The 24,676-nt window shown below is 69.1% G+C and carries 27 protein-coding genes; 24 read left to right on the top strand and 3 right to left on the bottom strand.

Annotated elements, in window-relative coordinates; genetic code table 11:
* The first annotated feature begins 5 nt into the window (after nucleotides 1-5).
* The 3 genes from QZM35_RS30960 to QZM35_RS30950 are packed head-to-tail and all read left to right on the top strand — an operon-like array spanning nucleotide 6 to nucleotide 5,241.
* Nucleotides 6-653, top strand: coding sequence for a class I SAM-dependent methyltransferase (locus QZM35_RS30960; protein WP_089424217.1), 648 nt, complete (start codon nucleotides 6-8; stop codon nucleotides 651-653).
* 59 nt (nucleotides 654-712) lie between these two features.
* On the top strand, nucleotides 713-1,870 hold the full coding sequence (gene rffA, locus QZM35_RS30955) for a dTDP-4-amino-4,6-dideoxygalactose transaminase (protein ID WP_089424216.1): 1,158 nt from the start codon (nucleotides 713-715) through the stop codon (nucleotides 1,868-1,870).
* Between the two features lie 2 nt (nucleotides 1,871-1,872).
* Entirely contained in the window at nucleotides 1,873-5,241 is a 3,369-nt protein-coding gene (locus tag QZM35_RS30950; RefSeq protein WP_301777419.1) for a glycosyltransferase, read from the top strand.
* A 70-nt stretch (nucleotides 5,242-5,311) separates the two neighbouring features.
* On the opposite strand, the gene QZM35_RS30945 is transcribed toward QZM35_RS30950, so the two are convergent.
* Entirely contained in the window at nucleotides 5,312-6,856 is a 1,545-nt protein-coding gene (locus tag QZM35_RS30945; RefSeq protein ID WP_301777418.1) for a TIGR04222 domain-containing membrane protein, read from the bottom strand.
* Between the two features lie 531 nt (nucleotides 6,857-7,387).
* Between QZM35_RS30945 and QZM35_RS30940 the strand changes: the two genes are divergently transcribed.
* The 20 genes from QZM35_RS30940 to QZM35_RS30845 all read left to right on the top strand — a co-directional run bounded on the left by QZM35_RS30940 (nucleotide 7,388) and on the right by QZM35_RS30845 (nucleotide 23,004).
* Nucleotides 7,388-7,594, top strand: a complete 207-nt coding sequence (locus QZM35_RS30940; RefSeq protein WP_069246838.1) for a tail protein X — start codon at nucleotides 7,388-7,390, stop codon at nucleotides 7,592-7,594.
* A gap of 16 nt (nucleotides 7,595-7,610) precedes the next feature.
* Complete coding sequence (locus QZM35_RS30935; protein ID WP_069246837.1) at nucleotides 7,611-7,955, top strand: putative holin; 345 nt, start codon at nucleotides 7,611-7,613, stop codon at nucleotides 7,953-7,955.
* Between the two features lies 1 nt (nucleotide 7,956).
* Complete coding sequence (locus tag QZM35_RS30930) at nucleotides 7,957-8,223, top strand: phage holin family protein (RefSeq protein WP_089424212.1); 267 nt, start codon at nucleotides 7,957-7,959, stop codon at nucleotides 8,221-8,223.
* A 3-nt stretch (nucleotides 8,224-8,226) separates the two neighbouring features.
* On the top strand, nucleotides 8,227-9,072 hold the full coding sequence (locus QZM35_RS30925; protein ID WP_301777417.1) for an N-acetylmuramidase family protein: 846 nt from the start codon (nucleotides 8,227-8,229) through the stop codon (nucleotides 9,070-9,072).
* Complete coding sequence (gene lysB, locus QZM35_RS30920; protein WP_089424210.1) at nucleotides 9,069-9,509, top strand: Rz-like lysis system protein LysB; 441 nt, start codon at nucleotides 9,069-9,071, stop codon at nucleotides 9,507-9,509. Before QZM35_RS30925 ends, lysB begins: the two co-directional genes overlap by 4 nt.
* Nucleotides 9,397-9,633 (top strand): Rz1-like lysis system protein LysC, encoded by a 237-nt coding sequence (gene lysC, locus QZM35_RS30915; protein WP_226207559.1) that lies wholly within the window; start codon nucleotides 9,397-9,399, stop codon nucleotides 9,631-9,633. The genes lysB and lysC overlap by 113 nt, the downstream gene beginning before the upstream one ends.
* A complete protein-coding gene (locus QZM35_RS30910) occupies nucleotides 9,626-10,075 on the top strand; it encodes a phage tail protein (RefSeq protein ID WP_089424209.1) in 450 nt (149 codons plus the stop codon). The genes lysC and QZM35_RS30910 overlap by 8 nt, the downstream gene beginning before the upstream one ends.
* 581 nt (nucleotides 10,076-10,656) lie before the next feature.
* Nucleotides 10,657-11,343, top strand: coding sequence for a phage baseplate assembly protein V (locus QZM35_RS30905; RefSeq protein ID WP_089424208.1), 687 nt, complete (start codon nucleotides 10,657-10,659; stop codon nucleotides 11,341-11,343).
* Nucleotides 11,340-11,702 (top strand): GPW/gp25 family protein, encoded by a 363-nt coding sequence (locus tag QZM35_RS30900; protein WP_089424207.1) that lies wholly within the window; start codon nucleotides 11,340-11,342, stop codon nucleotides 11,700-11,702. The genes QZM35_RS30905 and QZM35_RS30900 overlap by 4 nt, the downstream gene beginning before the upstream one ends.
* Nucleotides 11,699-12,613 carry a baseplate J/gp47 family protein gene (locus QZM35_RS30895; RefSeq protein WP_089424206.1) on the top strand — a complete coding sequence of 305 codons (915 nt, stop codon included), beginning with the start codon at nucleotides 11,699-11,701 and terminating at the stop codon, nucleotides 12,611-12,613. The genes QZM35_RS30900 and QZM35_RS30895 overlap by 4 nt, the downstream gene beginning before the upstream one ends.
* Nucleotides 12,606-13,148 (top strand): phage tail protein I, encoded by a 543-nt coding sequence (locus QZM35_RS30890; RefSeq protein WP_089424205.1) that lies wholly within the window; start codon nucleotides 12,606-12,608, stop codon nucleotides 13,146-13,148. Before QZM35_RS30895 ends, QZM35_RS30890 begins: the two co-directional genes overlap by 8 nt.
* Before the next feature lie 6 nt (nucleotides 13,149-13,154).
* Complete coding sequence (locus tag QZM35_RS30885; protein WP_301777416.1) at nucleotides 13,155-15,830, top strand: phage tail protein; 2,676 nt, start codon at nucleotides 13,155-13,157, stop codon at nucleotides 15,828-15,830.
* A gap of 15 nt (nucleotides 15,831-15,845) precedes the next feature.
* Nucleotides 15,846-16,556, top strand: a complete 711-nt coding sequence (locus QZM35_RS30880; protein WP_301777415.1) for a tail fiber assembly protein — start codon at nucleotides 15,846-15,848, stop codon at nucleotides 16,554-16,556.
* Between the two features lie 60 nt (nucleotides 16,557-16,616).
* Nucleotides 16,617-17,789: a phage tail sheath protein gene (locus QZM35_RS30875; protein ID WP_089424202.1), complete on the top strand. Its 1,173-nt coding sequence runs from the start codon at nucleotides 16,617-16,619 to the stop codon at nucleotides 17,787-17,789.
* A gap of 28 nt (nucleotides 17,790-17,817) precedes the next feature.
* The gene (locus QZM35_RS30870; protein WP_048251463.1) at nucleotides 17,818-18,327 is read left to right on the top strand and encodes a phage major tail tube protein; all 510 of its coding nucleotides are present in this window, start codon (nucleotides 17,818-17,820) and stop codon (nucleotides 18,325-18,327) included.
* 83 nt (nucleotides 18,328-18,410) lie between these two features.
* Entirely contained in the window at nucleotides 18,411-18,782 is a 372-nt protein-coding gene (locus QZM35_RS30865) for a phage tail assembly protein (protein WP_175237768.1), read from the top strand.
* An 8-nt stretch (nucleotides 18,783-18,790) separates the two neighbouring features.
* The gene (locus tag QZM35_RS30860) at nucleotides 18,791-18,904 is read left to right on the top strand and encodes a GpE family phage tail protein (protein WP_006484104.1); all 114 of its coding nucleotides are present in this window, start codon (nucleotides 18,791-18,793) and stop codon (nucleotides 18,902-18,904) included.
* A 15-nt stretch (nucleotides 18,905-18,919) separates the two neighbouring features.
* Nucleotides 18,920-21,481: a phage tail tape measure protein gene (locus tag QZM35_RS30855; protein ID WP_301777414.1), complete on the top strand. Its 2,562-nt coding sequence runs from the start codon at nucleotides 18,920-18,922 to the stop codon at nucleotides 21,479-21,481.
* A 24-nt stretch (nucleotides 21,482-21,505) separates the two neighbouring features.
* Nucleotides 21,506-21,937, top strand: a complete 432-nt coding sequence (locus QZM35_RS30850; protein ID WP_069246823.1) for a phage tail protein — start codon at nucleotides 21,506-21,508, stop codon at nucleotides 21,935-21,937.
* Complete coding sequence (locus tag QZM35_RS30845; protein ID WP_089430435.1) at nucleotides 21,934-23,004, top strand: phage late control D family protein; 1,071 nt, start codon at nucleotides 21,934-21,936, stop codon at nucleotides 23,002-23,004. The genes QZM35_RS30850 and QZM35_RS30845 overlap by 4 nt, the downstream gene beginning before the upstream one ends.
* Nucleotides 23,005-23,177: 173 nt before the next feature.
* Here the strand turns inward: QZM35_RS30845 and QZM35_RS30840 are convergent, their stop codons facing one another.
* Complete coding sequence (locus QZM35_RS30840) at nucleotides 23,178-23,474, bottom strand: hypothetical protein (protein WP_089430434.1); 297 nt, start codon at nucleotides 23,472-23,474, stop codon at nucleotides 23,178-23,180.
* 314 nt (nucleotides 23,475-23,788) lie between these two features.
* Nucleotides 23,789-24,208, bottom strand: coding sequence for a transcriptional regulator (locus QZM35_RS30835; RefSeq protein ID WP_089424294.1), 420 nt, complete (start codon nucleotides 24,206-24,208; stop codon nucleotides 23,789-23,791).
* 162 nt (nucleotides 24,209-24,370) lie between these two features.
* On the opposite strand from QZM35_RS30835, the gene QZM35_RS30830 reads away from it, so the two are divergent.
* A complete protein-coding gene (locus QZM35_RS30830) occupies nucleotides 24,371-24,586 on the top strand; it encodes a hypothetical protein (RefSeq protein WP_089424197.1) in 216 nt (71 codons plus the stop codon).
* Nucleotides 24,587-24,676 lie beyond the last annotated feature (90 nt).

Genomic DNA, 24,676 nt, shown 5'->3' with positions numbered 1-24,676 from the left:
TGCCCATGAGCGAATCCCGGCATGCGAGCCTGCTGGAAGAAGTGGCCGCGTACTACAGCGCGCGGCTGGCGGAGCACGGCGCGACCGCACGCGGCGTCGACTGGAACGGCGAAACCGGCCAGTTCCTGCGCTTCGAACAACTGACGAAGATCCTGCCCGCGTCCGGCGGCCACTCGGTGAACGACATCGGCTGCGGCTACGGCGCGCTGGTCGATTTCCTGAAGGCGCGCGCGCTGCCCGACGGTTTCGCGTATGCAGGCTACGACATCTCGTCCGACATGGTCGACGCCGCGCGGCAGCGCTACCGCGACGACGCGAACGTCGCGTTTCATGTCGGCGCGGTGCCGCAGGCCGCGTCGGACTACGGGATCGCCTCCGGCATCTTCAACGTCAGGCGCGGTCACGACGACGACGCGTGGCTCGACTACATCCACGCGACGCTCGACACGCTGCACGCGACGAGCCGACTGGGCTTCTCGTTCAACTGCCTGACGTCGTATTCCGATCCGCCGTTCATGCGCCCGGACCTCCTGTACTACGCGGACCCGTGCGCGCTGTTCGATCGCTGCAAGCGCCGCTATTCGCGCCACGTCGCGCTGCTGCACGACTACGGCCTGTACGAATTCACGATTCTCGTCCGCAAGGACACCTGAGCGGCGCCGCGCGCGAGCCGCGCGGCCGGACGTCCCACCCCTTGATGCGGAGCCTGACCATGTTCGGCCCACCCAACCTCGACTGCATTCCGTTCGGCCGCCCGTTCGTGGTCGGCAAGGAGCTCTACTACATCGCGAAAGCGGTCGAGCAGGGCGGCCTCGCCGGCGACCAGGCGTTCACGAAGCTCTGCCACCGCTGGCTGGAAGCACGCATCGGCTGCCAGCGCGCGCTGCTCACGCACTCGTGCACGGCCGCGCTCGAGATGGCCGCGCTCCTCGCCGACGTGCAGCCCGGCGACGAAGTGATCATGCCGTCCTACACGTTCGTGTCGACCGCCAACGCGTTCGTGCTGCGCGGCGCGACGCCGGTGTTCGTCGACATCCGCCGCGACACGCTGAACCTTGACGAGACGCAGATCGCCGCCGCGATCACCAAGCGCACGCGCGCGATCGTGCCGGTGCACTACGCAGGCGTCGCCTGCGACATGGACGTGATCGGGCAGCTCGCGGCGGACCACGACCTGTGGGTGATCGAGGACGCCGCCCAGGCACTGCAGTCGACGTGGAACGGCAAGCCGCTCGGCAGCCTCGGCCACCTCGCGTGCCTCAGCTTCCACGAGACCAAGAACGTGATCTCGGGCGAAGGCGGCGCGCTGCTGGTCAACGACCCGCGCCTCGTCGAGCGCGCGGAGATCATCCGCGAGAAGGGCACCAACCGCAGCCAGTTCTTTCGCGGGCAGGTGGACAAGTACACCTGGGTCGACGTCGGCTCGTCGTTCCTGCCGGGCGAGCTGATCGCGGCGTTCCTGTACGCGCAGTTCGAGCACGCGGACGTGATCACGGCGCAGCGGCGCGCGACCGTGCAGCGCTACCAGGACGCGCTGCAGCCGCTGCACGCGGACGGGCTGATCGAGCTGCCCGCGATTTCGCTCGCCGAGCGCGGCAACGGCCACATGTTCTATTTCCTCGCACGCGACCTCGCCGAACGCACCGCGCTGCTGCAGCAGATCCGCGCGGTGGGCGTGAACGCGGTGTTCCACTACGTGCCGCTGCACAGTTCGCCGGCCGGCCAGCGCTACGGGCGCTGCGGCTCCGGCATGGCGGTGACGGACCTCGTCGCCGACCGGCTCGTCCGGCTGCCGCTGTACCACGACATGACCGAAGCCGAACAGGATCGCATCCTCGACGTGGTCTTCGATTTCTACCGCACCCGATAACGATGACGACTCCCACACCTGGCCTGGCGCACGGCGGTTCGCGCATCTTTACGCGACTCGACCACCCGTACTACATCCTCGCGCCGAATTTCCGGCAAACCTCCGGCGGGATCCGCGCGATGCACTACCTGTGCCACGTGCTGAACCTGCTCGGCCACGAAGCGTACGTCTGCACGGCGGTCGTGCATCCCGAGCTGCGCACGCCGCCGCTGACCAACGACATCGCGCAGGCGCACGCCCGCGCGAACCGCAGCCCGATCGTCGTCTACCCGGACGTCGTCACCGGCAATCCGTTCAACGCGCGCTGCGTCGTGCGCTACCTGCTGGCCGAGCCCGGCCGCATCAACGGCGAACCGATCAGCCTGCAGCCGGACGACCTCATCTTCACGTTCGGGCCGTCGCTGGTGCCCGAGGAATGGCAGGCGGACCTGCTGCGCATACCGCTGGTCGACACGCGCATCTTCAACAGCGACGGGGTCGACGACGCCCGCCGCAACGGCACGGCCGTCTTCATCAATCGCCACCTGCGGCGCGGCGGCACGCTGCATCCGGTCACCGCCGAGTCGATCGAAATCTCGACCCGCGTGCCGGAACGTTCGGCGCACGAACTCGCGGCGCTGTTCCGGCAGGTCGAGTGCGTGTACATGTACGAATGGTCCACCGCCGTGTTCGAAGCGCTGCTGTGCGGCTGCCCGGTCGTGTGCATCATGAATGACGCGTCGCTGTCGGAGCCGACCCGGTGGGTGATGGACGGCAAGGGCATCGCGTGGGGGCTCGACGAACACGAGATCGCCCACGCGAAGGCCACCGTTCACGAAGCGCGCGGCGTCTACCTGAAGGAAGAGGAGACGTTCTGGCAGCAGTTGCAGCACTTCGTCGAGCGGACCCAGGCCCATGCGGACACGCTGGATGCGCAGGCCGTCGCGACGGGCGCCGCCGCCCACGGACAGCCCGCGTCCGCGCCGCGCTCGTGCATCGCGGTCGTCACCGCCGAACCGGCCGACCACGCGCGCACCAGCCTGCGCTTCGCGCAGCCGTTCGCGCGGCTGGACCGCGAATGGGCGCTGACGTTCCCGGTCACGCCAGCCGGCATCGATCCCGACGCGCTGCAGCGCGCGGACCTGATCGTGCTGCAGGGCGACACGCCGGGCCTGCTGTCCGCCGCCACGCTGGAACACCTGTTCTCGCTCGGCAAGCCGGTCGTCCTCGACATCGACGTGCCGCTCGACACGCTGCTCGCCGACCTCCCCGGCGCGGCCGACAACGCGCGCCGCAAGGCGGGCATCCGCAGCGCCGTGCAGCGCGCGCATGCGATCGTCGTGCCGTCGGAAACGCTGGTGCGGGAGTACCGTCATGTCAACGCCTCGGTGCACGCGCTGCCGACCGGCGTCGATCTCGAACGTCTGCACCGCGCGGCGCCCGGCGTGCGCGATCACGTGAACCTCGCGGTTTCCGGCACCGGGCTCGACGGCGTGCGTCTCGAGCAGGTCCGCCAGGCGCTGGCCGAGCTCCGCCGCCGGTTTCCGGGGAAGCTCCGGGTGTCGTTCGTCGGCGCGGCGCTGCCGGCCGGCTGGGATCGCGAACCGGACGTCACGCTGATCGCGGAGCCTGCCCCTTACGACCGCTACGCCGACGCGCTGAAGCGCGCGGACCTCGACATCGCGCTGGTCGCGGCGCCCGTCACGTTGCGCGACGATGCGCCGCCGCGCGCATGGCTCGAATGCTCGGCGGCCGGCGCGGCCACGGTGCTCGTCGCCACGCCGGCGCAAGGCGGCCCGCTTGTCCACGGCAGCACGGCCTGGCTCGTCGCCGACACCGCCGACGCGTGGGTCGACGCGATCGCGCACCTGATCGAGCATCCGCACACCCGCGCGCAGCTCGCCGCGGCCGCGCAGGATGCGATCCGCGCGCAGCACGACATCGGCCGCAACGCCGCGCGCCACGGTGCGCTGTACGCGCGGCTGCTGGCGGAGAACCGGACGCTGGCGCCCGTCGCCGCGACTGCGGACGCCGCACCGCGCGGCAAGCGCCTGGTCGTGTATTCGATCGATCCGGACGCATGCGCGTCGTCGCGAATTCGCCTCACGCTGCCGTTCGGTCTGCTGAACGATGAATGGGAACTCGTCCCGGGCTTCCGGGACGGCCAGCTCGACAGCAGCGTGCTGGCCACGGCCGACGCCATCCTGCTGCACCGGCTGGCGCCCGGCATGCTGACGGGCAACGACCTGTATACGATCTTCAAGCATGAAAAGCCGGTGATCTACGAGACCGACGACCTGCTGACCGACCTGCCGGCCGCGCATCCGCTCGCCGCGCAAGGCGGGATGGCCCGCGCGGGGATCGAGCTCGTGCTGCGCAACGCGGACGCCGTGATCGTATCCACGCCGTTCATCGCCAGCCGCTACCGGCTGTCGCATCCGCGCGTTCACGTGCTGCCCGACAGCGTGGACTTCGACCGGTTCTACCGCCCCGTGACGGCGCGCGGCGACGACTGCGTGACGATCGGCATCGCCGGCGCGTCGCTGCGCGCCGACAACTTCGCGCTCGTCGACGCGGCGCTGCAGGCGATCTGCGCGCGCCATCCCGGCAAGGTCCGGGTGAGTTTCGTCGGCGCGGACGTCCCGCCGGGCTGGGCCGGCCACCCGGCCGCCGGGTGCGAGCCCGAGCTTCACGACTACGACGCGCACGCGCAACGCCTGCCGGAACGGCGCTGGGACATCGCGCTGCTGCCGCTCGCCGACCACGACTACAACGCCGGCACGAGCACGATCCAGTGGCAGGAATACGCGGCGGCCGGCATCGCGTCGATCGTCAGCGACCGGCCCGCCTATCGCTTCGCGCTGCACGACGGCTGCGACGGCCTGCTGGTTCCGGATGCGCCGCAGGCCTGGGTCGACGCGCTCGAGCGGCTGATCGCGAACCCGGCGCTGCGCCGCGGGCTCGCGCGCACGGCGCAGGCGAAGGTCCGCAAGCATCACGCGCTGCAGCAGGCGCTGCCGCGCTATCGCCACGTGTATCAGCAGTGCATCGACAAAGGCGCGATCGGCAACCCGCCCGGCCACCCCGATGCGCCGATCCCCGGCGCGCTGATCCTGGACGCCGAGGGCGACCTCGACCAGGTCCGGCTGAGCCTGCAGGACATCGCACGACGGCCGGAGCAGGATCTGCTGGCGGTCGTGGTGACCACGTCGCAGGCGCCGCTGCCCGAATGGACCGACAAGGTGCGCTACCTGCACGCGCCCGCGCACGAGTACACGGCCACCGTCGAGCAACTCTGCGCACTGCCGGCGTTCGACTGGACGCTGATCGTCGAGGCGGGCGACGGGCGTGCCGCGCAGGCACGCACGCACGCCGATGCCGCGCTCGCGTAAGTCTGTGCGCGCCGTGCCGCCTGCCTGACGCTGGCGGCGCGGCGCGCTATCCCGGCAGCGCGCGCTGTGCTCAGGTGCTCGAACAGCCGCCGCAACTGCTCGAGCTGCATGAGCTCGACGAACTGCACGAACTCGAACTGCTGCTGTCTCCGGCGCCCGAGTCGAACGAACCGCTCGACCCGCCGGTTTGCACGGCAACGGGCGGCGGCGCCATCAGCACGTTCGAATGCGCGGCCCACACGGTGCCGGCGAGCGCGCCGGCGCCGAACAGCGCGGCCGTCCACAAGAGCCCGTCCGGCGTCGCGCGGTCGCCCCGGCGTTGCTCGCGGTGCGCGTCGAGCGCCGCCTCGCCGCCGCGCGTCATGCCGCCGCGCCCGACGCCGGGCAGGCGTTCGACCATGAAGTGGTACGCGACCATGAACGCCGCCATGACCATCATCAGCAGCAGCACGGGCCGGCCACGGCTCAGGCCGACCGCGAGCTTCGCCGCGCCCGCGCCGAACACGAGCAGCAGGATCGCGCGCGCGGCCATCCGCGTCGCCCGCATCTCGCCCGGCGCCCAGAGCCAGCCTTTGCGCTGCAACGCCGCGGCGCAGTCGGCTTCGCGCCACGCGAGACGCTGACGAAACGCGTAGCAGCTCGTCTCGCCGCCGGGTTGCCGCCGCAGCCATTCCCAGTCGGCGCCATACACGCCTGCGTGTCGCGGATCGTCGATCCGCACCCGCGCGTCGTGACCCCTGCTCATCCGCAGCTCGATCGCACCGGCATGCGCGAGCGACAGCATCACGACCTGCGCCATCCGCGCACCGCCGCCCGCGAGATACGCCGCTTCCTCCGCGCTCAGGTCAGGCGACGATTCGGGGGCGCGCGTTCCCCACACCCGGTGGCGGTATTCGATCCACTGCAGGCCGGCGATCAGCAGCAGCGCGGCGGTGCAGAGCGGCACGTAGAACAACCCGAGAAAGTCCGGCCCCGAGAAGTCCAGCACATTGAAATCGCTCGCGCTCGCGCAGGTCGCCGCGACGCTGATCGCCGCCGTCGGCCACGCGAACTTCGCGATGCGCCGCCAACGTCGCGGGCGCGCGGCGGGCGCGCTCGACGGGCCGTCGCGCCGTTCCGCGCGCTGCACCGGGGCGTCGGCGGGCACGGCCTCGGCGACGGGGCGCGGCCAGATCGCTTCGGGCGGCTCGCAGCCGAACAGCCTGCGATAGCTGTCGAGCGTGTCGCGATAGCGCTGCACGTACACGGCGGCTTCGTCCGGCGCGCCCGTGCCGGGCATGTGATGCAGCCGCGCGCGCAGCACGCCGGCGCAGAAGACGTCCCAGTATTCGAGCGTGTACTGCAGGTGGAAATGCCACGCGGCATCGACCGCGACCGACGGCGTGACCGGATGGCCGGCCGCCTGCGCGAGGAACGCGAAGCGCTTGTATTCGTCGATCACGGCCAGCGCATGCGCATGCGACCAGCCTTCGGCTTCGGCAAGGCGCCGGCTGTACGGCAGGGGCGCGGTCGGATCGTCGGGGGAATAGGCGTGCAGACGCGCGAGCAATGCCTGCTGCGCATCGGTCAGCGCGCGGGCATCGACTGCGGTCGGGGTAGACAGGATGGCAGCCATCGGGAGTCGGCGCGATGCGCGGACGGCCGCCGCGATCGTCGCTTGGAGTGGTCGTTGCAGGGGATTCTCGCATGACGGTGCGGCGGCAGGCGCACGCCGTGCATCGGCAACCCCTGCCTTCGGAGTTTTACCTACGTTCCCCCCGCCCTTGCCCGGCAAGGGCTCGACACGCGTCGCACAGCGCAAAACCAAGGCTGCACAAGGTCAATCAAGGCCGCCCCGGCTCACGCCAGCTGCAATCCGGCTGCACGGCTCGCGCCGCATCCGCCCGTGACGTGCCCGTCGAGCGCCCATCAAGCCCCCCACGGAAAGCGTAAGGCCCGATGCACGTCGCGACACGCGCCGCGCTGCGTCTCCGCACAGGCGACGCATGCGTGTCGTTGAACGCCGCCCGGCGAAGCTCGACCATGGGAACCCTCTCCACTGCCTCACTGCCCGGGACCTCGCCATGGCAAGCAGCACGACATCGACAAGCCTCCACCCCGCGCCGGCCGGCGACTGCGACGCGCTCCCGCATCGGGAGCGCCGGCCATGATCGTACGCACCTTGCAGGGCGACACCGTCGACGCGCTGTGCTGGCGCCACTATGGCCGCACGGACGGCACCGTCGAAACGGTGCTCGAAGCCAACACCGGGCTCGCCAGCCTCGGCGTCGTGCTGCCGGCCGGCACGCCCGTCCATTTGCCGCCGCTCGACACCGCCACGCGCGCCCGGCCGTTGCTGCAACTGTTTGACTGACCCTGGAATCGCCCGCATGGCCGAACCGAACCTCACCACCGCCGCGATGCTGTCCGCCGCGATCGGCGTCGCCGGGCTCGCGCCCGGCATCGACGGCAACGCGCTGATCGGCGCGTTCACGGGCGCCGCGCTCGTGGTCGTCACGTCGAAGGAAATCGGCGTCGCACGGCGCGCCGCGTACTTGCTGATCTCGCTCGTGATGGGCTATCTCGCCGCACCGGAAATCGTCGGCGCCACCCCGATCCATTCGACGGGCGTCGCCGCGTTCTTCGCGGCCGCGCTCGTCATCGCCGTCACGCTGCAACTCATCGAACGGGTCAAGACGCTGGACCTGCTCGCGCTGTTCCGCAAGGGGGGATGACATGCCGCTCCCGCTCGTGCTGATCGCGCTCTGCGCCCACGTCGCCGTGCTCGTGCGCGTGCTCACCTACCGGCGCAACGGCGCGCGGCACCGGCATCGCGCGTCCTGGTTCGCGTGGATCGTCGTGGCGGTCGCCGGCGGCGCATCGATCGAATTGCTGCTGCATGCCGGCTCCGTCGGCTTCTTCGAGGCGGCTACCGCCGTGCTGCTGGCGATGTCCGTCTGCGGCACGCGCGGCAACGTCGCCCGCCTGCTCAGGAGTGAATGAATCATGAAGACCCGCCGCCTCGGCGACCACGGCGACGACGTCGGCCTGCTGCAACGCCGGCTGATCCGCGCCGGCTATCCGGTGCAGGTCACGCACCTCTACGACGCGGCGACCGAAGCCGCCGTGATCGCGCTGCAACGGAACACCGGCCTCGTCGACGACGGCATCGCCGGCCCGAAGACCTGCGCCGCGCTGGCCACCGGCCGGCGCGATCCGACCCACCTCGCGCTCGCCGATCTCGAACGCGCCGCACGCACGCTCGACGTGCCGCTCGCGTGCATTCGCGCGGTCAACGAAGTCGAGTCGCGCGGCGCCGGGTTCCTGCCCGACGGCCGGCCCGTGATCCTGTTCGAACGCCACGTGCTCTGGAAGCGGCTGCAGGCACGCGGCATCGATCCCGCACCGTTCGCGGCGCGCCAGCCGGACATCGTGTCGCGCACGCGCGGCGGCTATCGCGGCGGCGCCGCGGAATACACGCGCCTCGCGACGGCCGAGTCGATCGATGCCGGCGCCGCGTGGGAATCCGCGAGCTGGGGCGCGTTCCAGGTGATGGGCTATCACTGGGCGCGTCTCGGCTATGCCGGCATCGACGAATTCGTCGCGTGCATGGAAAGCGGCGAAGCCCGGCATCTCGACGTCTTCGTCCGTTACATCGCGGCCGACGACGCGCTGCGCCGCGCGCTCCGCGACCGCCAGTGGGCCGCATTCGCACGCGCGTACAACGGCCCCGACTACGCGGCGAACCTCTACGACGTGAAGCTCGCGCGCGCCTATGACCGCTATGCGTCGCAACCGGCCGCGTCGACGCCGGGCGGATCCGCATCGACCGGCGCCCCGTCCGCCGCATGAACGGGCTCGCCGCGAAATTCGCCGCCTGCGTCGCCGCGCTTGCCGCGTGCGCCGTCGCGGCGCTGGTCGTGCATGCGCTGCGCGCCGACCTGGGCGCCACACGGCAGCAACTCGTCGAGGCACGACAGGCGCTCGCCGGGCGCGACGACGTCATCGCGCGCATGCGGCAGGACACCGCCGAGCGCGCCCGACAGCAGGCCCGGCTCGACCGCTCGCAGGCCGCGATCGCGTCGAAGCTCGACGCCACCCGACTTGAAAACCGGAGATTGACCGATGAAAACGCCGCGCTTCGCGCCTGGGCTGGTACTCGTCTGCCTGACGACGTTGTCCGCCTGCAAGCCAATCCCGCTCTCACCGGCGCCGACGCTTACGTCGAATACGTGCCAGGCGGTGAGCCCCTGCACGCTGCCGATGCTCGCGCCCCGCACCAACGGTGAGCTCGATGCCGCGCTCACGCTCGCGAAGGCGGCCTGGGCGACCTGCGCGGCGCAAGTCGACATGATCGCGGCATGCCAGGCCGGCACGCCCGCAACCCGCCACGGAGCGCATCCGCATGATTAAGCCAGACAGCCTGCGGCAGGCGCTCGTCGCCGCCATCCCGTCACTCGGAACCGAACCGGGCGCGCTGACCGTGCTCGTCGAGCAAGGATCGATTGCGACCACCGGCACGCTGACGCCGTCGTTCGAATACCGGTACACGGCCCACGTGCTCGCGATGAATTTCTCCGGCGACACGGATCCGGTGTTCGTCGCGGTCGTCGAATGGGTCCGCAAGAACCAGCCGGATCTCGTGACGAATCCCGCCGCGCGCACGAGCGGCATCACCTTCGAGGTCGGCGTTCGCGACCCGGCGGCAATCGACCTGTCGATCCGGCTGGCGCTGACGGAAAGCGTCAACGTCGCAATTGGGCCGGACGGCCGGCACGTGATCACCCACGTCGACGACACGCTGGTCGATCCGGCCAACACGCTCACCTGGGTCGCGCTGCCGCAGATCAGGTAAGCCCGGTAAGCCCATCTTCACGCACACGGCATCGGAGTCGCGTGCGGCCGAGAGAACGCCGTGCGCCGTGAGTACGCGGTGTTCTTCCGCATACATTCGCCCCGGCAACGGCTGCGCGCGGCAGCCGGCCATCTCGTTTCGGCCGCCTCGTTTCGGCCACCGTAACGAATCCTCGCGCCGCGATCGCAACGCCGATCGCCCGCTTTCCCGCTCGCGCATTGCCGTCGAATCAGCCGGTGCAGGCAATGCGAGCTGCATTGACAGCATCACCCGTGGCGGCACTTCCATGTGCCCCTTGCACCAACGTCCCGTCTATGCGGCTCTCCGCCGCGACAACCCCATCTGCATTTCGTCGCCACGCAACCCGTCGCATCGCCGCGGAGTCGCCGCTGCGCCGTCGATCCGCTCACGCATTCCAGCCCCGCCACCCCATCGCCAGGGCGCACGACGCCATCCTCACGCCAACCGGTGATGCGATTTTCGACGCGCGCGTTCGTGCCGGCATCCGGTGCGCGCTGTCCTCGTCGCGACGACACAGGCCATCGCTCGCGCCGTGGCTGCCCGACCGTCACCATGGCTGCATGGACGCAAATGAAATTCAACGGCAGGCACGCAACGCGGTGCGCAAGGGAACGATCCTCGCGGTCGACCATGCGGCCGCGTTGTGCCGCGTCTCGGTCGGCGACGCCGACTCCGACGGCAGCGGCCTGCAGACCAACTGGATTCCGTGGGTCGCCGGCACCGCCGGCGGCACGCGCGACTGGCTGCCGCCGACGCCGGGCGAACAGGTCGTGCTGCTCTGCCCGATGGGCGATCCGGCGCAGGGCGTCGCGCTGCGCGGCGTGTATTCGAATGCCGCGCCGGCCCCTGCCTCGAGCCCGGACACCCACGCGCGCGTCTACCCCGACGGCGCGAGCATCACGTACGACCACGCCGCGCATGCGCTCACGGCCGAGCTGCCCGCCGGCGCGACCGTGCGCATCGTCGCGCCGGGCTCGGTCGTCGTGCAGACCCGCGACGCCACGGTGAAGGCCGAGCGCATCACGTTCGACGCGCCACAGACGACCTGCACCGGCGCGATGACGGTCAAGGGCCCGTTCGCATTCGAATCGGGCATGACCGGCACCGGCGGCGCCGGCGGCGGCGCCACGATGCAGATCGACGGCGCGGCCACCTTCACCCGCGAAGTGACATCCCAGGGCATCAGCCTCCCGCATCACACGCATCGCGAACAAGGCGATGGACAACTCGTGAGCGCACCGCAATGAAAGGCATGAACGCGAACACCGGCCGCTCGATCTCGGGCCTGGACCACTTCTACCAGTCGATCGGCAGGATCGTGACGACGCCGCTCGCGTCGTGCGTGAAACGCCGCACGTTCGGCTCCGAGCTGCCCGACCTGATCGACGCACCCGGCAACGGCACCGTGCGCACCCGGCTGTACGCGGCCGTCGCGACGGCGCTCATGCGCTGGGAGCCGCGCCTGACGCTCACGCGCGTCGTGCTCGCCGCCGACGACGCGAATGCGGCCGCCGGGTCGGTCTATCTCGACATCGAAGGCTGGACCGGCGAGAACGGCACGATCGTGTCGACCCGCGTGCCGATGACGAACGGGAGCCCCGCATGAGCGTGACGCCGATCGACCTCTCGCAGCTGCCGTCACCCGACGTCGTCGAAACGATCGACTACGAAACCCTGCTTGCCGCGCGCAAGGCCCGCTTTGTGTCGCTCTACCCGGCCGACGAGCAGGCCGAAATCGCCGCGACGCTCGCGCTCGAATCGGAGCCGGTCGTGAAGCTGCTCCAGGAGAACGCGTACCGCGAGATCGTGCTGCGGCAGCGCGTGAACGACGCCGCGCGCGCCGTGATGCTCGCCTACGCGGTCGGCACGGACCTCGATCATCTCGCCGCGCTGTTCGGCATCCGGCGCCTGACGATCACGCCCGCCGATCCGGAACACGACGTCGCGGCGGTCATGGAAAGCGATACCGACCTGCGCGCCCGCACGCAGCTCGCGCCGCAGAGCCTGTCCGTCGCCGGCCCCGAAGGCGCGTACGTTTCGCACGCACGCAACGCGGACGGCCGCGTGCTCGATGCGTCGGCCGTCAGCCCGGCCCCGTGCGAAGTCCTCGTCTCGGTGCTGGCGCGCGATGGCGACGGCACGGCGGATCCGGCGCTGATCGCCGCGGTGGCGGCCGCGCTGCAGGCCGACGACGTGCGGCCGCTGACCGACAAGGTCACGGTGCGCGGCGCGGAAATCCTGCGCTACCAGGTGCGCGCGCGGCTCGTGTTCTTCGCCGGCCCGGATCGCGCGGTGGCGCTCGCGGAAGCCAACCGCGCGATGAAGAAATACACCGAATCCATGCACCGCCTCGGGATGGAGGTCACGCTCGACGGAATCTACGCGGCCGCCCGCGCGGCCGGCGTGCAGAAGGTGATCCTCGAAAGCCCGTCCGCCGGCCTGCCGGCGACGAAGCAGCAGGCGCCGTATTGCACCGGAATCGAGCTGATCGACGGCGGGGTGTACAGCAATGAATGACGTCCTCCCGCCGAACGCGACGCGGCTCGAACGCCGGCTCGCCGCGACGAACGCGCGCATCGACGATGTGCCGACGCCGCTCGCGACGCTGATGAATCCGGACGCGATCCGGTCCGACCTGCTGCCGTGGCTCGCATGGCACCTCGGCGTCGATGCGTGGAAGGACTACTGGCCCGAGTACGTGAAGCGGGCCCGGGTCGGCCAGGCGATTCCGATCGCCCGCCGCAAGGGCACCGCCGCCGCGGTGCGCGAAGTCGTCGCGGCCTTCGGCGGAAACATCGTCCTGCGTGAATGGTTCGAGCAGCGCCCGCCGGGCCAACCCGGCACGTTCGACCTCGTGATGACGGTCAGCGGCCAGGAAGGCCAGCCGCCGACCGCCGAATACGTCGCCGACATCCTCGCGGAAATCGACCGGACCAAGCCGGTACGGGCGCACTACACGTTCACGCAGGGCTTCGAGATGCGGGGCCGACAACCGGTCGGCGCCGCCGCGCGCGTGGCGGCCTATCGCCGCCTGAACCTCACCGACTACTGATCGCACATGGCAACCCAGATCATCATCACCGACGCCGGCCGTGCCGCGCTCGTCGCCGCCGGCAACGGCGGCACGAATGCCCACCAGGTCGTGGAAATCGGCCTGGCGAACGCGCCGTTCGTCGCCGACAAGGGGCTCACGAAGCTGCCGAACGAGCTGAAGCGGATCAAGTCCTTCGGCGGCGCCAACGTCGCGCCGGACACGATTCATACGACGCTCAAGGACGACACCGCGGACCAGTACTCGCTGTACGGGTTCGGCCTCTATCTCGAGAACGGCGTGCTGCTGGCCAGCTACGGCCAGGCGACGCCGATCATGGAGAAGTCGCCGGCCGCGATGCTGCTGCTGTCGTCCGACCTGCAGTTCGCGACGATCGACGCGACGCAACTCGTGTTCGGCGACGCGTCGTTCCTCAATCCGCCGGCGACTACCGAGCGGCAGGGCGTGGTCGAGCTGGCGACCCAGGCGGAAGTCAACGCCGGTGCGGACGATACGCGTGCAGTGACGCCGAAAACCGCGGCGTCGCGTTACGCGGCGTTGACCGGGGCGAAGTTCACCGGGCCGGTCGTCACCGAGTTCGATGCGGGTCCGGATACGGCGCATGTCACGGTGCGTCCGCCGACCGGCAAGAACGGGCGGGAAAGCCGTGTACGCCTGCATGGCACGTTCGGCGGCAACATCGCCGATACCGGGACGCGCTTGATCGCGACGGTGCGGGCAGGCTTCGACAATGGCGCGTGGGGGCGCGAGTACGTCGATCTGTGGGTCAACAAGACCGGCAACGACGCAGAGACCGACGCGAACCAGGCACGCGCCGTGCGGGTCGCATACGGCGGCCGCGTGCTCGTGGGCAATGGCAGCGTGGACGACGGCAACACGACGCTACAGGTCGCAGGCAACGCCAAGGCGTCGGGAACGCTCTATTCCACGGCATCATCGATTCAGGCAGCGGGTTCTGGCACGGGCTACGCGACCCTGTTCTTCACCAATCCGGAGTCCTCAAAAGTTCGCTGGACGGTGTACAAGGAAGATTCGGTGGAGGGCGCCGGTAATGCTGGTTCCCACTTCGGCATCAATTCGTTTGACGACAGCGGCAACCAAACGCGCCGCCTGTTCATTCGACGCGACACGGGAACCGTGAGCGTGACCCAGCGCCTGGTCGTTGGCGACGTGGGCGACGACGGACGGAACGTGTTCCAGGTCGGCGGAAACGCCACTTTCAAGGGCAGCTTAACCTCCCGCGAAATGGACGCCAACGGTGCGCATTTCCGGGCGATCTCCAACGACTACGGTGCCTTGCTGCGCAACGACGGCACGAACATGTATCTGCTGTCGACGAACAAGGGCACCCCGGAAGGGCAGTGGAACGATTTCCGCCCGTTCGCATGGAATCTCGCGACCGGCCTCGTCACGATCGACGGCCAGGGCGCCGGTACGACGATCGGCGGCAATGCAAACGTCCGCGGCGAGCTTTCGGTTGGTACCAGTCAGGCTCAAGGCTCGATTCGTGTCGGCCCTGTCGACGGCTTCCTCTATTCGAACAGCGATGGCTATGGCTGGTGGACACCGACAAAAGGCGCATTCCAGTATTACATCGCCGATCGCACTTTCCGCATTGACGGTAACCCCGTGTGGCACTCGGCCAACCTCACACCGCTCGACCGCATGAAGGGCGGCACGATGTCGGGGGATCTCTGGTTCGATCCGGGCAAGCGGATTTTCCTGTCGGAAGGCAGCGCGAAAGCACCGTCCCTCACGTTCATCAACGACGGCGCGCCGGACACGGGCCTATACCACGTCAACGACGGCTCGTTCGGCGTGACGTGCAACTCGATCCCGCAGGTTTCGTTCACGCCGGGTGGCACCGTCTTCCAGACCCCCGTGCAGGGCCCGACACCCGCAACGGGCGATCGTTCGAAGGCGCTCGCCACGACCGAATGGGTGCTGGCCGCCCTCTCGACGGCGACGGTCGGCCAGATCGTATTCGAGCCGCGCACGCTGCCGCGCGCCGGGTTCCTGAAAGCGAACGGCGTGCTCGTCAATCGTGCCGACTACCCCGCTCTTTGGACCTATGCGCAGGCCAGCGGCACGCTCGTCTCGGACGACGAATGGCGCAACGGACGCTGGGGCTGCTTCTCCACTGGCGACGGATCGACGACGTTCCGCCTCCCGGAGCTGCGCGGCGAGTTCATCCGGTGCTGGGACGACGCCCGCAGTATCGACAAAGATCGCACGATCGGCTCATGGCAGGACAGCACGAACCGATTGCACGGCCACGGCGCGAGCGCGAGCGAAGTCGGGGATCACGTGCACTCGGCATGGACCGACGCGCAGGGCTGGCACGGTCACGGCGTCAGCGATCCCGGGCATAGCCACGGCGTCAACGACCCAGGGCACTCGCACGGTACGGACGTGCCCCACGGCGGTGGCGGGGGAAATCAACGCTCAGTAGTTGGCCCCTTTGGTATTGACGGCTTCTACAACACATACGGCTCGGGAACAGGAATTTGGCTGAGCGGCTCCGGAACCGGAATTGGCATCAACGGCGACGGCAACCACGGCCACAACGTCGGTATCGGCGGCGCCGGCCGCCACAGCCACGCCATCACCGTCAACGGTGACGGCGGCAACGAAGCGCGGCCGCGCAACGTCGCGCTACTCGCCATGATCCGCGCCTACTAACCTGGATAACGAAACATGCTGATCCATCACTACAGCCAATCAAACGGCGAATACCTGAGCAGCGGCCAGCCCGACGCCGATCCGCGCAACCCCGAACGCTGGCTCGTGCCGTCATGGGCGACGTTCGACGAGCCGCCGGCGCGCACGCCGACGACCTGGCCGTTCTACCGCGACAACGCGTGGACGCTGCTGCCGGACTTCCGCGGCCGCCTCTGCTATCGCACCGACACGGGCGAACCGGTCGAAATCGCGACTGCCGGCAAGACGCCCGACGAACTCGGCCTCACGACCGAACCGCAACCGTCGCCGCGCCACGCATGGATCAACGGCGCGTGGGCCATTCCGGCCGCGCTGCTCGAACGCGAGAAACGCGACGCCGCGATGGCCGAGTTCGAGCGACGCCTCGAAGCCGCACGCAAGGCCAACGCCGGCAAGGCCGATGCCTACGCCGCGGGTCTGCTCGACGACGAAGGCGTCTATTACTTCAAGGCCTGGTCGGCCTACCAGATGGCACTCGTTTCGGTCGTCCAGTCCGACACGTTCCCCGATGCGGTGACGTGGCCGACTACGCCGGCGCCGTACGTACCGCCTCCGCCTCCGCCTCCGCAGCCGGAACCGCAACCGCAACCGCAACCGCAACCGCAACCGGAACCGGAACCGGAATCGAAGCCCCAGCCCGACGAACCCAGCGCACCTGCAGCTCCGGTCGCGGACCCCGCGGCCTGATCCGCACGGGATTTCTCCCGTTCTCTTTCATCTGATCTGCACACACAGGAGCCACACACCATGCCGCAGGATTACCACCACGGCGTACGCGTCATCGAAATCAACGAGGGCTCGCGCCCGATCCGCACCGTGTCGACGGCCGTCGTCGGCATCGTCTGCACCGCGTCCGACGCCGATGCCACCGCCTTCCCGCTCGACACGCCCGTCCTGCTGACCAACGTTGTCGCCGCGCTCGGCAAGGCCGGCACCCAAGGCACGCTGCGCCGCACGCTCGACGCGATCGGCCGGCAGACCAAGCCCGTCACGATCGTCGTGCGCGTCGCCGAAGGCAAGGACGCCGCCGAGACGGCGACCAACGTGATCGGCACCGTCACCGCCGACGGCAAGTACACCGGCATGAAGGCGCTGCTCGGCGCGCAAGCGCGCTTCGGCGTGAAGCCGCGCATCCTCGCGACGCCGGGCCTCGACACGCAACCCGTCGCCGCGGCGCTCGCGTCGATCGCGCAGTCGCTGCGTGCGTTCGCCTACGTGTCGGCCAACGGCTGCAAGACGAAGGAAGAAGCCGTCGCCTATCGCAAGCAGTTCAGCCAGCGCGAACTGATGGTCGTCTGGCCGGACTTCCTCGCGTGGGACGACACGACCAGCAAGACGATCGTCGTGCCGGCCACCGCGTATGCGGCCGGCTTGCGCGCGAAGATCGACAACGACACGGGCTGGCACAAGACGCTGTCGAACGTCGGCGTGAACGGCGTCACCGGCATCAGCGCCGACGTGTCGTGGGACCTGCAGGATCCGGCGACGGACGCGGGCTTCCTCAACGAGCAGGACGTGACGACGCTCGTGAACCGCAACGGCTTCCGCTTCTGGGGTTCGCGCACGTGCTCGGACGATCCGCTGTTCGCGTTCGAGAACTACACGCGCACCGCGCAGGTCATCGCCGATTCGATCGCCGAAGCGCAGATGGCCATCATCGACGGCCCGCTCAACCCGTCGCTGCCGCGCGACATCATCGAAACGATCAACGCCAAGTTCCGCGAATGGATCTCGCAGGGCTACCTGATCGGCGGCTCGGCCTGGTACGACCCGGAGCCGAACACGACCGACGTGCTGAAGTCCGGCAAGGCGTATCTCGACTACGAATACACGCCGGTTCCGCCGCTCGAAAACCTGATGCTGCGCCAGCGCATCACCGACCGTTACCTCGCCGATTTCGCCGCGCGCGTCAGCGCGTAACGACCGGCCTCACCAGGAGTCAAACACGATGGGTATGCCTCGCAAACTCAAGGGATTCAACCTGTTCCAGAACGGCGAGAACTTCGTCGGCCAGGTTGTCGAAGTCACGCTGCCGAAGCTCACGCGCAAGATGGAGGACTACCAGGGCGGCGGCATGAGCGGCCCGATCAAGGTCGACTTCGGGCAGGAAGGGATCCAGCTCGAATGGACCTGCGGCGGCTTCATGCGCTCCGTGCTCGGGCAATACGCGATCACGAAGCACGACGGCGTGCTGCTGCGCTTCGCCGGCGGCTACCAGTCCGAGGATTCGACCAACGTCGACGCGATCGAGATCGTCATCCGCGGCCGCCACAGCGAAATCGACCCGGGCACCGCGAAGTCGAAGGAAGACACCGCGTTCAAGGTCACGACCGTCGCCAGCTACTACAAGCTGTCCGTGAACGGCCAGGACGTGATCGAGATCGACTTCGTCAACATGATCGAGAAGGTCAACGGCAACGACCTGTTCGCGGCGCTGCGCAACGCGATCGGCCTGTAATCCGCCGCCCGGCCGGTCACCCCGGCCGGGCCATTCCTCGCCCTTCCCCCCGCTTGATCACCGACAGGACCACCATGAATCCGATGCAACCCGACCCGGCCGCGAACGACTTGCAGGCCGATGCGTCCACCGTCGCCGTCGTCGCCGCGCCCGACCAGGACGATCCGGCCACCCACACGCTCGACACGCCGCTCGTGCGCGGCAACCAGACGATCACGTCGATCACGCTGCGCAAGCCGAAATCGGGCGAACTGCGCGGCGTATCGCTGTCCGACCTCGTCAGCCTCGACGTCGTCGCGCTGTCGAAAGTGCTGCCGCGCATCAGCTCGCCGATGCTGACCGAAGCCGACGTCGCCGGCCTCGACCCCGCCGACCTCGTGCAGCTGGGAGGCATCTTCGCCGGTTTTTTGATGCCGAAGGCCGTGAAATCCCGACTGGCCTCCCAGACCGCGTAGAAGACCCGATGGCAGACATCGCGACGGTGTTCGGCTGGACACCGCCCGTGATGGATGCCTTCAGCCTGGCCGAGCTGATGGACTGGCGCGAGCGCGCCCGAGTACGCGCCGGCGCCCAATGAGCGAAACGATCGACGATGGACAACACCACGAAACTGCGCGTCATGTTCGACATGGTCGACAACATGACGAAGCCTCTGCAAATGATGCTGACCGGCAACAAGGGGCTGGCCGATTCGCTGCGGGCCACCCGCCGCGAGCTGGATGACATGGCGAAGACGCAGAAGCGCATCGGCGAGTTTCGCGAGATGCGCAAGGGCCTCGCCACGACGGCATCGGACCTCTCGGCGGCACGCGCACGCGTCGACACGCTCGCCCAGTCGCTGCGCGCGACCCGCTCGCCGTCGCAACAGATGATCAGCGACTTCAACAAGGCGCAACGCGCGGCCGAGAATCTGGCGTCCGCGCACCACTACCAGGCCGGCCGCGTACAAGCCATGCGCACCCAGCTCGCCGGCGCGGGCATCGACACGCGCAACCTGTCGCGGGACGAGCGCAACCTCCGTGCGACGACGGCGTCGCGTGCGTCGATGATCGACGCGGGGGTGCGCGGGTACGACACCCGGCGCCAGCAGCAAGCCGACGCCCGGCGCGCCAGGATCGACGCACTGCGCGGCGTCGGCGAGAAGTGGGCGAAGCGCGGCGAGACGGTCAAGGGCGCCGGCAAGAACATGCTCGGCATGCTGTCCGATCCGCTCGACGCCGCGAAGCAGGCCGAAAGCGAAACGCTGCGCATGCGTGCGGCGGGTGCGTCGGCCGACGCGGTGAAGTTCGCGCGCGCGCAGCAGGCCCCGGGGCTGTCGACCATCGACAACCTGGCGCTGATGCGCGAATCGCTGACCGAGTTCGGCGGCGACGAACAGCATGCGCGGGTCGCGCTGCCGTTGCTGTCCTCGATGAAATTCGCGAACGAGGCGCTGTACGGCAAGGAAGACGCGAAAAAGAACGTCGACCAGTTCATGAGCATGCTGAAGGTGATCGACCTGCGCGGCGGCACGAAGAGCGAAGCGGCGTTCGGCGCCGAAGCGAACATCGTGCAGAAGATGCAGACCGCGACCGGCGGCAAGGTCAGCGGCGACGAGTGGAACAACTTCGCCGAATCGGGCGGCAACGCGGCCAAGAAGTTGCGCACGGACGCGTTCTATTACCAGATGCAGCCGCTCATCGAAAAGCTGGGCGGCAAGTCGGCCGGCGCAGGCCTGGCCGCCCTGTCCGGCAGCGCGCTCGAGGGCAAGGCGTCCGCACTCGCCGCGCGACGGCTGGCGGCGCTCGGCCTCGTCGATCCGAAAGGGCTCACCCACCGGAAGAACGGTGCGATCGCCGGGCTCAAGCCGGGCGCGCTGGCAGGCAGCGACATGCTGCAGGCGTCGCCGTTCGAATGGCTCGAAAAGGTGCTGCTGCCGAAGCTCGCCGCCAAGGGCATCACGAGCCCCGACAAGGTCAAGGCCGAGTTGGCGAAACTGTTCCCCGACAAAGCCGCCGGAAGCCTGCTCACCACGATGTATGACCAGCGCGAGCAGATCCACGACACCGAGCGGCAGAGCGCCGCCGCCGATGGCGTCACCGGCATGCGGGCGAAGGCCGCGGATTCGACCGCGGGCCGCGAGCTCGTCGTCCTCGCGCGGTTGCGTGACCTGAAGCTCGAGATCGGCGAGAAGATCACGCCGATGTACAACGCGGCGCTGGACGTCACGGCCACCGTGCTCGAGAAGATCGTGAAGTTCGTGCGCGAACACGGCACGGCCACCCGCATCCTCGCCACGGCTTTCGCCGGGCTGGGCGGCGTACTCACGGTCGTCGGCACGCTGGCGAGCGTCTTCGGCAACGTGCTCGGATCGGTGAACGTGCTCCGCTTCGCGACGTCGATGGTCAGCGCGTTCAGGCTCGTCGGGCAGGCGTTCATGGTGCTTGGCCGGCTCGCGCTGGCGAATCCGGTGATCGCCGTGATCAGCCTGATTGCAGCGGCCGCCATCTACGTCTGGCAGAACTGGGACACGCTCGGCCCGAAGTTCATCGCGCTGTGGGAAACCATCAAGGGCGCGTTCGGCGCGGCCGGCGACTGGATCACCGCGAAATGGGACGCCACCGTCGAGTGGGTGAAGACCGCGATCGGCGGCATCGGCGACTGGTTCGGCGACATCGGCACACGCTTCCAGGAAATCGGCGCCAGCCTGGTGTCGGGGCTCGTCGACGGCATCAAGAGCCGCTTCGTCGCGGTGAAGGAGACGGTCGGCGGCCTGGGCAGTTCGATGCGCGACTGGGCCAAGGAGAAACTCGGCATAAAGGCGTCGACCACGCCCGACGACGCCACGGCCGGCGCCCCGTCGCTCATGGCCCGCACCGCCGCCGCCCTCACGACCACCGCCGCGCTGGTCAGCCCGCCCGCGTTCGCCGCGAGCCCCGCGATCGCCGCCGCCGCCCCGCTCGAGCGCTACAACCTGTCGCTCGACTACCGTGCACCGCTCACGGCGCCGGCCGTCGCTGCCGCCAGCGCCGCGCCCGCGAGCGGCCCCGTCACCATCAACATCGCGCCGCCGCCCGGCTCCGATGCGGCGGAGATCGCCCGCATGGTGCGCGCCGAGCTCGAACGCGCCGAACGCGCGAAGGCGTCGCGCGCCGGCTCGCGCCTGTCCGATTGATCGTTCGTTGAAGGAAACCCGCCCATGATGATGTCGCTCGACCAGTTCGTTTTCAGCCTGGCGACCACGCCGTACCAGGAGCTCCAGCGCCAGCGCAACTGGAAGCACCGCACCAGCTCGCGCATCGGCGTGCGCGATGCGAGCCAGTTCACCGGCGCCGGCGACGACACGATCACCCTGTCCGGTATCGTCGCCCCCGACAACGGCATCGGCGAGATCGCGTCGATCGAGGCGCTCGCCCGGATGGGCGACGCCGGCGATGCCTACGTGCTCGTCGACGGGAACGGCAACGTGTACGGCGCGTACGTGATCGACAGCCTCAACGAGACGGCCACGTATCACACGAAGGAAGGCATCGCGCGCAAGATCGCGTTCACGCTGACGCTCAAGCGCGTGGACGACGGCGTGCTGGCCGAGCCGCAGCAGGACGACGAAAGCGGAGCGGACGAGCAATGAGCACGCTGGAACGCAAGCCGGGCGACGCGCAGGCCCGCGCGGGCCGCGTGCAGCCGCAGGCCGACTATCGGATCACGCTCGACGGCCGCGACCTGTCGCGCCTGATCGCGCCCAACCTCATCAGCCTGTCGCTGTCGGAGTCGCGCGCGGACGAGGCCGACATGCTCGACCTGGTGCTCGACGACGCGCGCGGCACGTTCGCGATTCCGAAGCGCGGCGCGAGCATCAAGCTGTCGATCGGCTGGGTCGGCGAGCCGCTCGTCGACAAGGGCGCGTTCACGGTCGACGAGGTCGAGCACGGCGGCGCACCGGACGTCATCACGATCCGCGCGCGCTCGGCATCGATGACGAAGGGCATGCACGAGCGCCGCGAGAAAAGCTGGCACCGGCAGACGATCGGCGCGATCGTGCGCACCATCGCGACGCGCCACGGGCTCACGGCCGCCGTCGACGCCACGCTCGCCGCGACGCGGATCGACCATGTCGACCAGACGCAGGAATCCGACATGTCGTTCCTGACGCGCCTCGCCAGGCGCTACGACGCGGTGATGACCGTGAAGGACAAGCGCCTGCTGTTCACGCCGATCGGCAGCGGCAAGACCGTCACCGGCAAGCCGCTCGACGTGCTGGCCCTCACCCGCGCGAGCGGCGACCAGCATCGCTACCACATCGCGCAGCGCGACGATTACACGTCGGTGCGCGCGCACTATCACTCGAACGGTAGCGCGCGGCGCCTGTCGGTGGTCGTCGGCGACGCAAAAGGCAAGAACGTCAAGGTGCTGCCCGAGGATTACGCGACGGAAGCCGAGGCCCGGGCGGCCGCGCAAGCCGACTATGCGCGCACGCAGCGCGGCCAGTCGACGCTGAGCTACACGCTCGCACTGGGCCGGCCCGAACTGTTTCCCGAAATGCCCGTCACCGTGACAGGGTTCAAGCCGGAAATCGACGAGACGCCGTGGCTCGTGAAGAAGGCCACGCATACGATCGGCGACGGCGGGTTCACGACCGCGCTCGAGCTCGAGGTACGCGATGCGCCGAAGCAGTCGGGTCGAACCGACAAGCGCTGACGGGTGAAGTAACGGCCAGGGCCGCGATGCCCGGCACGCGATCGCGTGCCGGCGATCGCGGTGGCGAACTCAGGATCCCGGTGGGCGGGGCGAGGCAATGCGCGGGGTGCGCGGCTCGGATTCGATGCAGCGGCCGGAGCGAATGCCGGCCGGCGGGAAGGCGTGGTGGCGGTTCAGCTCGATTGCTGACGCCCGCCGAGCGTCATGCGCGTGTCGCGCGCGTCGCCGCATTGCTGCAACGTGGCACGCGCATCGCGCAAATTGGCCATCGCCTGCAGCGCGGCCTCGAGCACCTGCCCGACCGACAGCATCGCGCTGTCGATCTTTGCGTGCGCGTCGGCCCGTTCGTCTTCGGTCAGGTCCGGACGATATCGCGGCGGGCCCATCGTCGATCCGCGCGGATCCGCGCGATGGTCGGCGCGCGCCGACGCGCCGATCGTCCCGATGTCGTGCTTCCTGTTGGTGTCCATTTTTCCGGTCTCCGCAAACTCAGTCATCCACCGGGGGCCGCCTGACACGACGGGTCGCCTCGGAACGCCCCGCCGCCAGCTCACCGGCTTTCAGAATGCTAAACCAATACTGTATGGATATACAGTGATTCGTCCGATTTTATCCGATGCGCTTGCGCGGCGCGCTCAGCGCACCGCCGTGGAATCGGGGAAACGGAAAGGGGATGGGCCGCCCGCGCCGCCGCATGCGCTGCGGCCCGGATCGGGCAGCGCGTGGCCGCATGCAGCGCGCTGCCGGCATGCGCGGCAGCGCGTGCGCCGGGCCGCGCGGCCGCTTATTTCTTCGGTTGCTTCGCCGCGCGCTCGGACTTCAGCCGTTCGACCTCGGCCATCGCGCGCTCGACGTTTTCCGCCGTGCGCTGATCGAGTGCCGCACGGCGATTCTCCGGCAGGCGCTTCGCGCGTCGCGCCGGCGTCGCCTGCACCATCGCGCCCGTGCTGATGCAGCTGGCGAGAAACGCGTGCAGCGATGCCTTGCCTGCGTCGTTGAGCTGCCGGTACATCGCCAGCACGTCGGCTTCGTCCGCGTCGCGGCCGCCGGCCTCCGACGCCGGTTCGCCTGCCGTGGACCGTTCGCCGGTCAGCACGTAGCCGATATCGACACCGATCTCGCGAACGGCCAGCAGATAGGACGCGTCGGGAGAGCGCTCATCCGACTCGTACGCCGACTGCGAGCGCCTCGCGACACCGCCCACGGTCGCAAACTCATCCTGGCTGAGCCCGATCCGCAAGCGCTCGTCCCGCAAGCGACTCCCGATTTGTGTCATAAATTACCCATTAACAATTGACGCGCTGTTTTTTGCTCATTACACTGGCCTTACCGTAACGCAAGACTATCTCGACAAAGTATACCGACCATGACTACTCCCAAAGGCCCGCGCCGTTCGCCGCGCGGCACGATGTCGGACAAACCCGTCTACGTGGGGCTGACGCCGGTCGAACGCGGCGAGCTCGAGCAGCTCGCCGCGCAGCGCAACCGCTCGATCTCCAGCATGGCGCGCGAACTGATCCGCATCGGCGCGAGCCACCTGCGCTCAATCGCGGCGCCGCGCTCGCGCACCGCCGGCCGTTGAACCGGGCGCCGTCATGTTCCGCACCGTCGAACGCGCCCGACCGTCCGTGCCCGCAACGTCGATTGTGAACCGCGCGCACGCCCGCAACCA

The sequence above is a fragment of the Burkholderia sp. AU45274 genome (assembly GCF_030482505.1).
Taxonomy (GTDB): domain Bacteria; phylum Pseudomonadota; class Gammaproteobacteria; order Burkholderiales; family Burkholderiaceae; genus Burkholderia.
The sequence above is the reverse complement of the archived record's forward strand: the minus strand, read 5'-3'. Positions and strand labels throughout refer to the sequence as shown.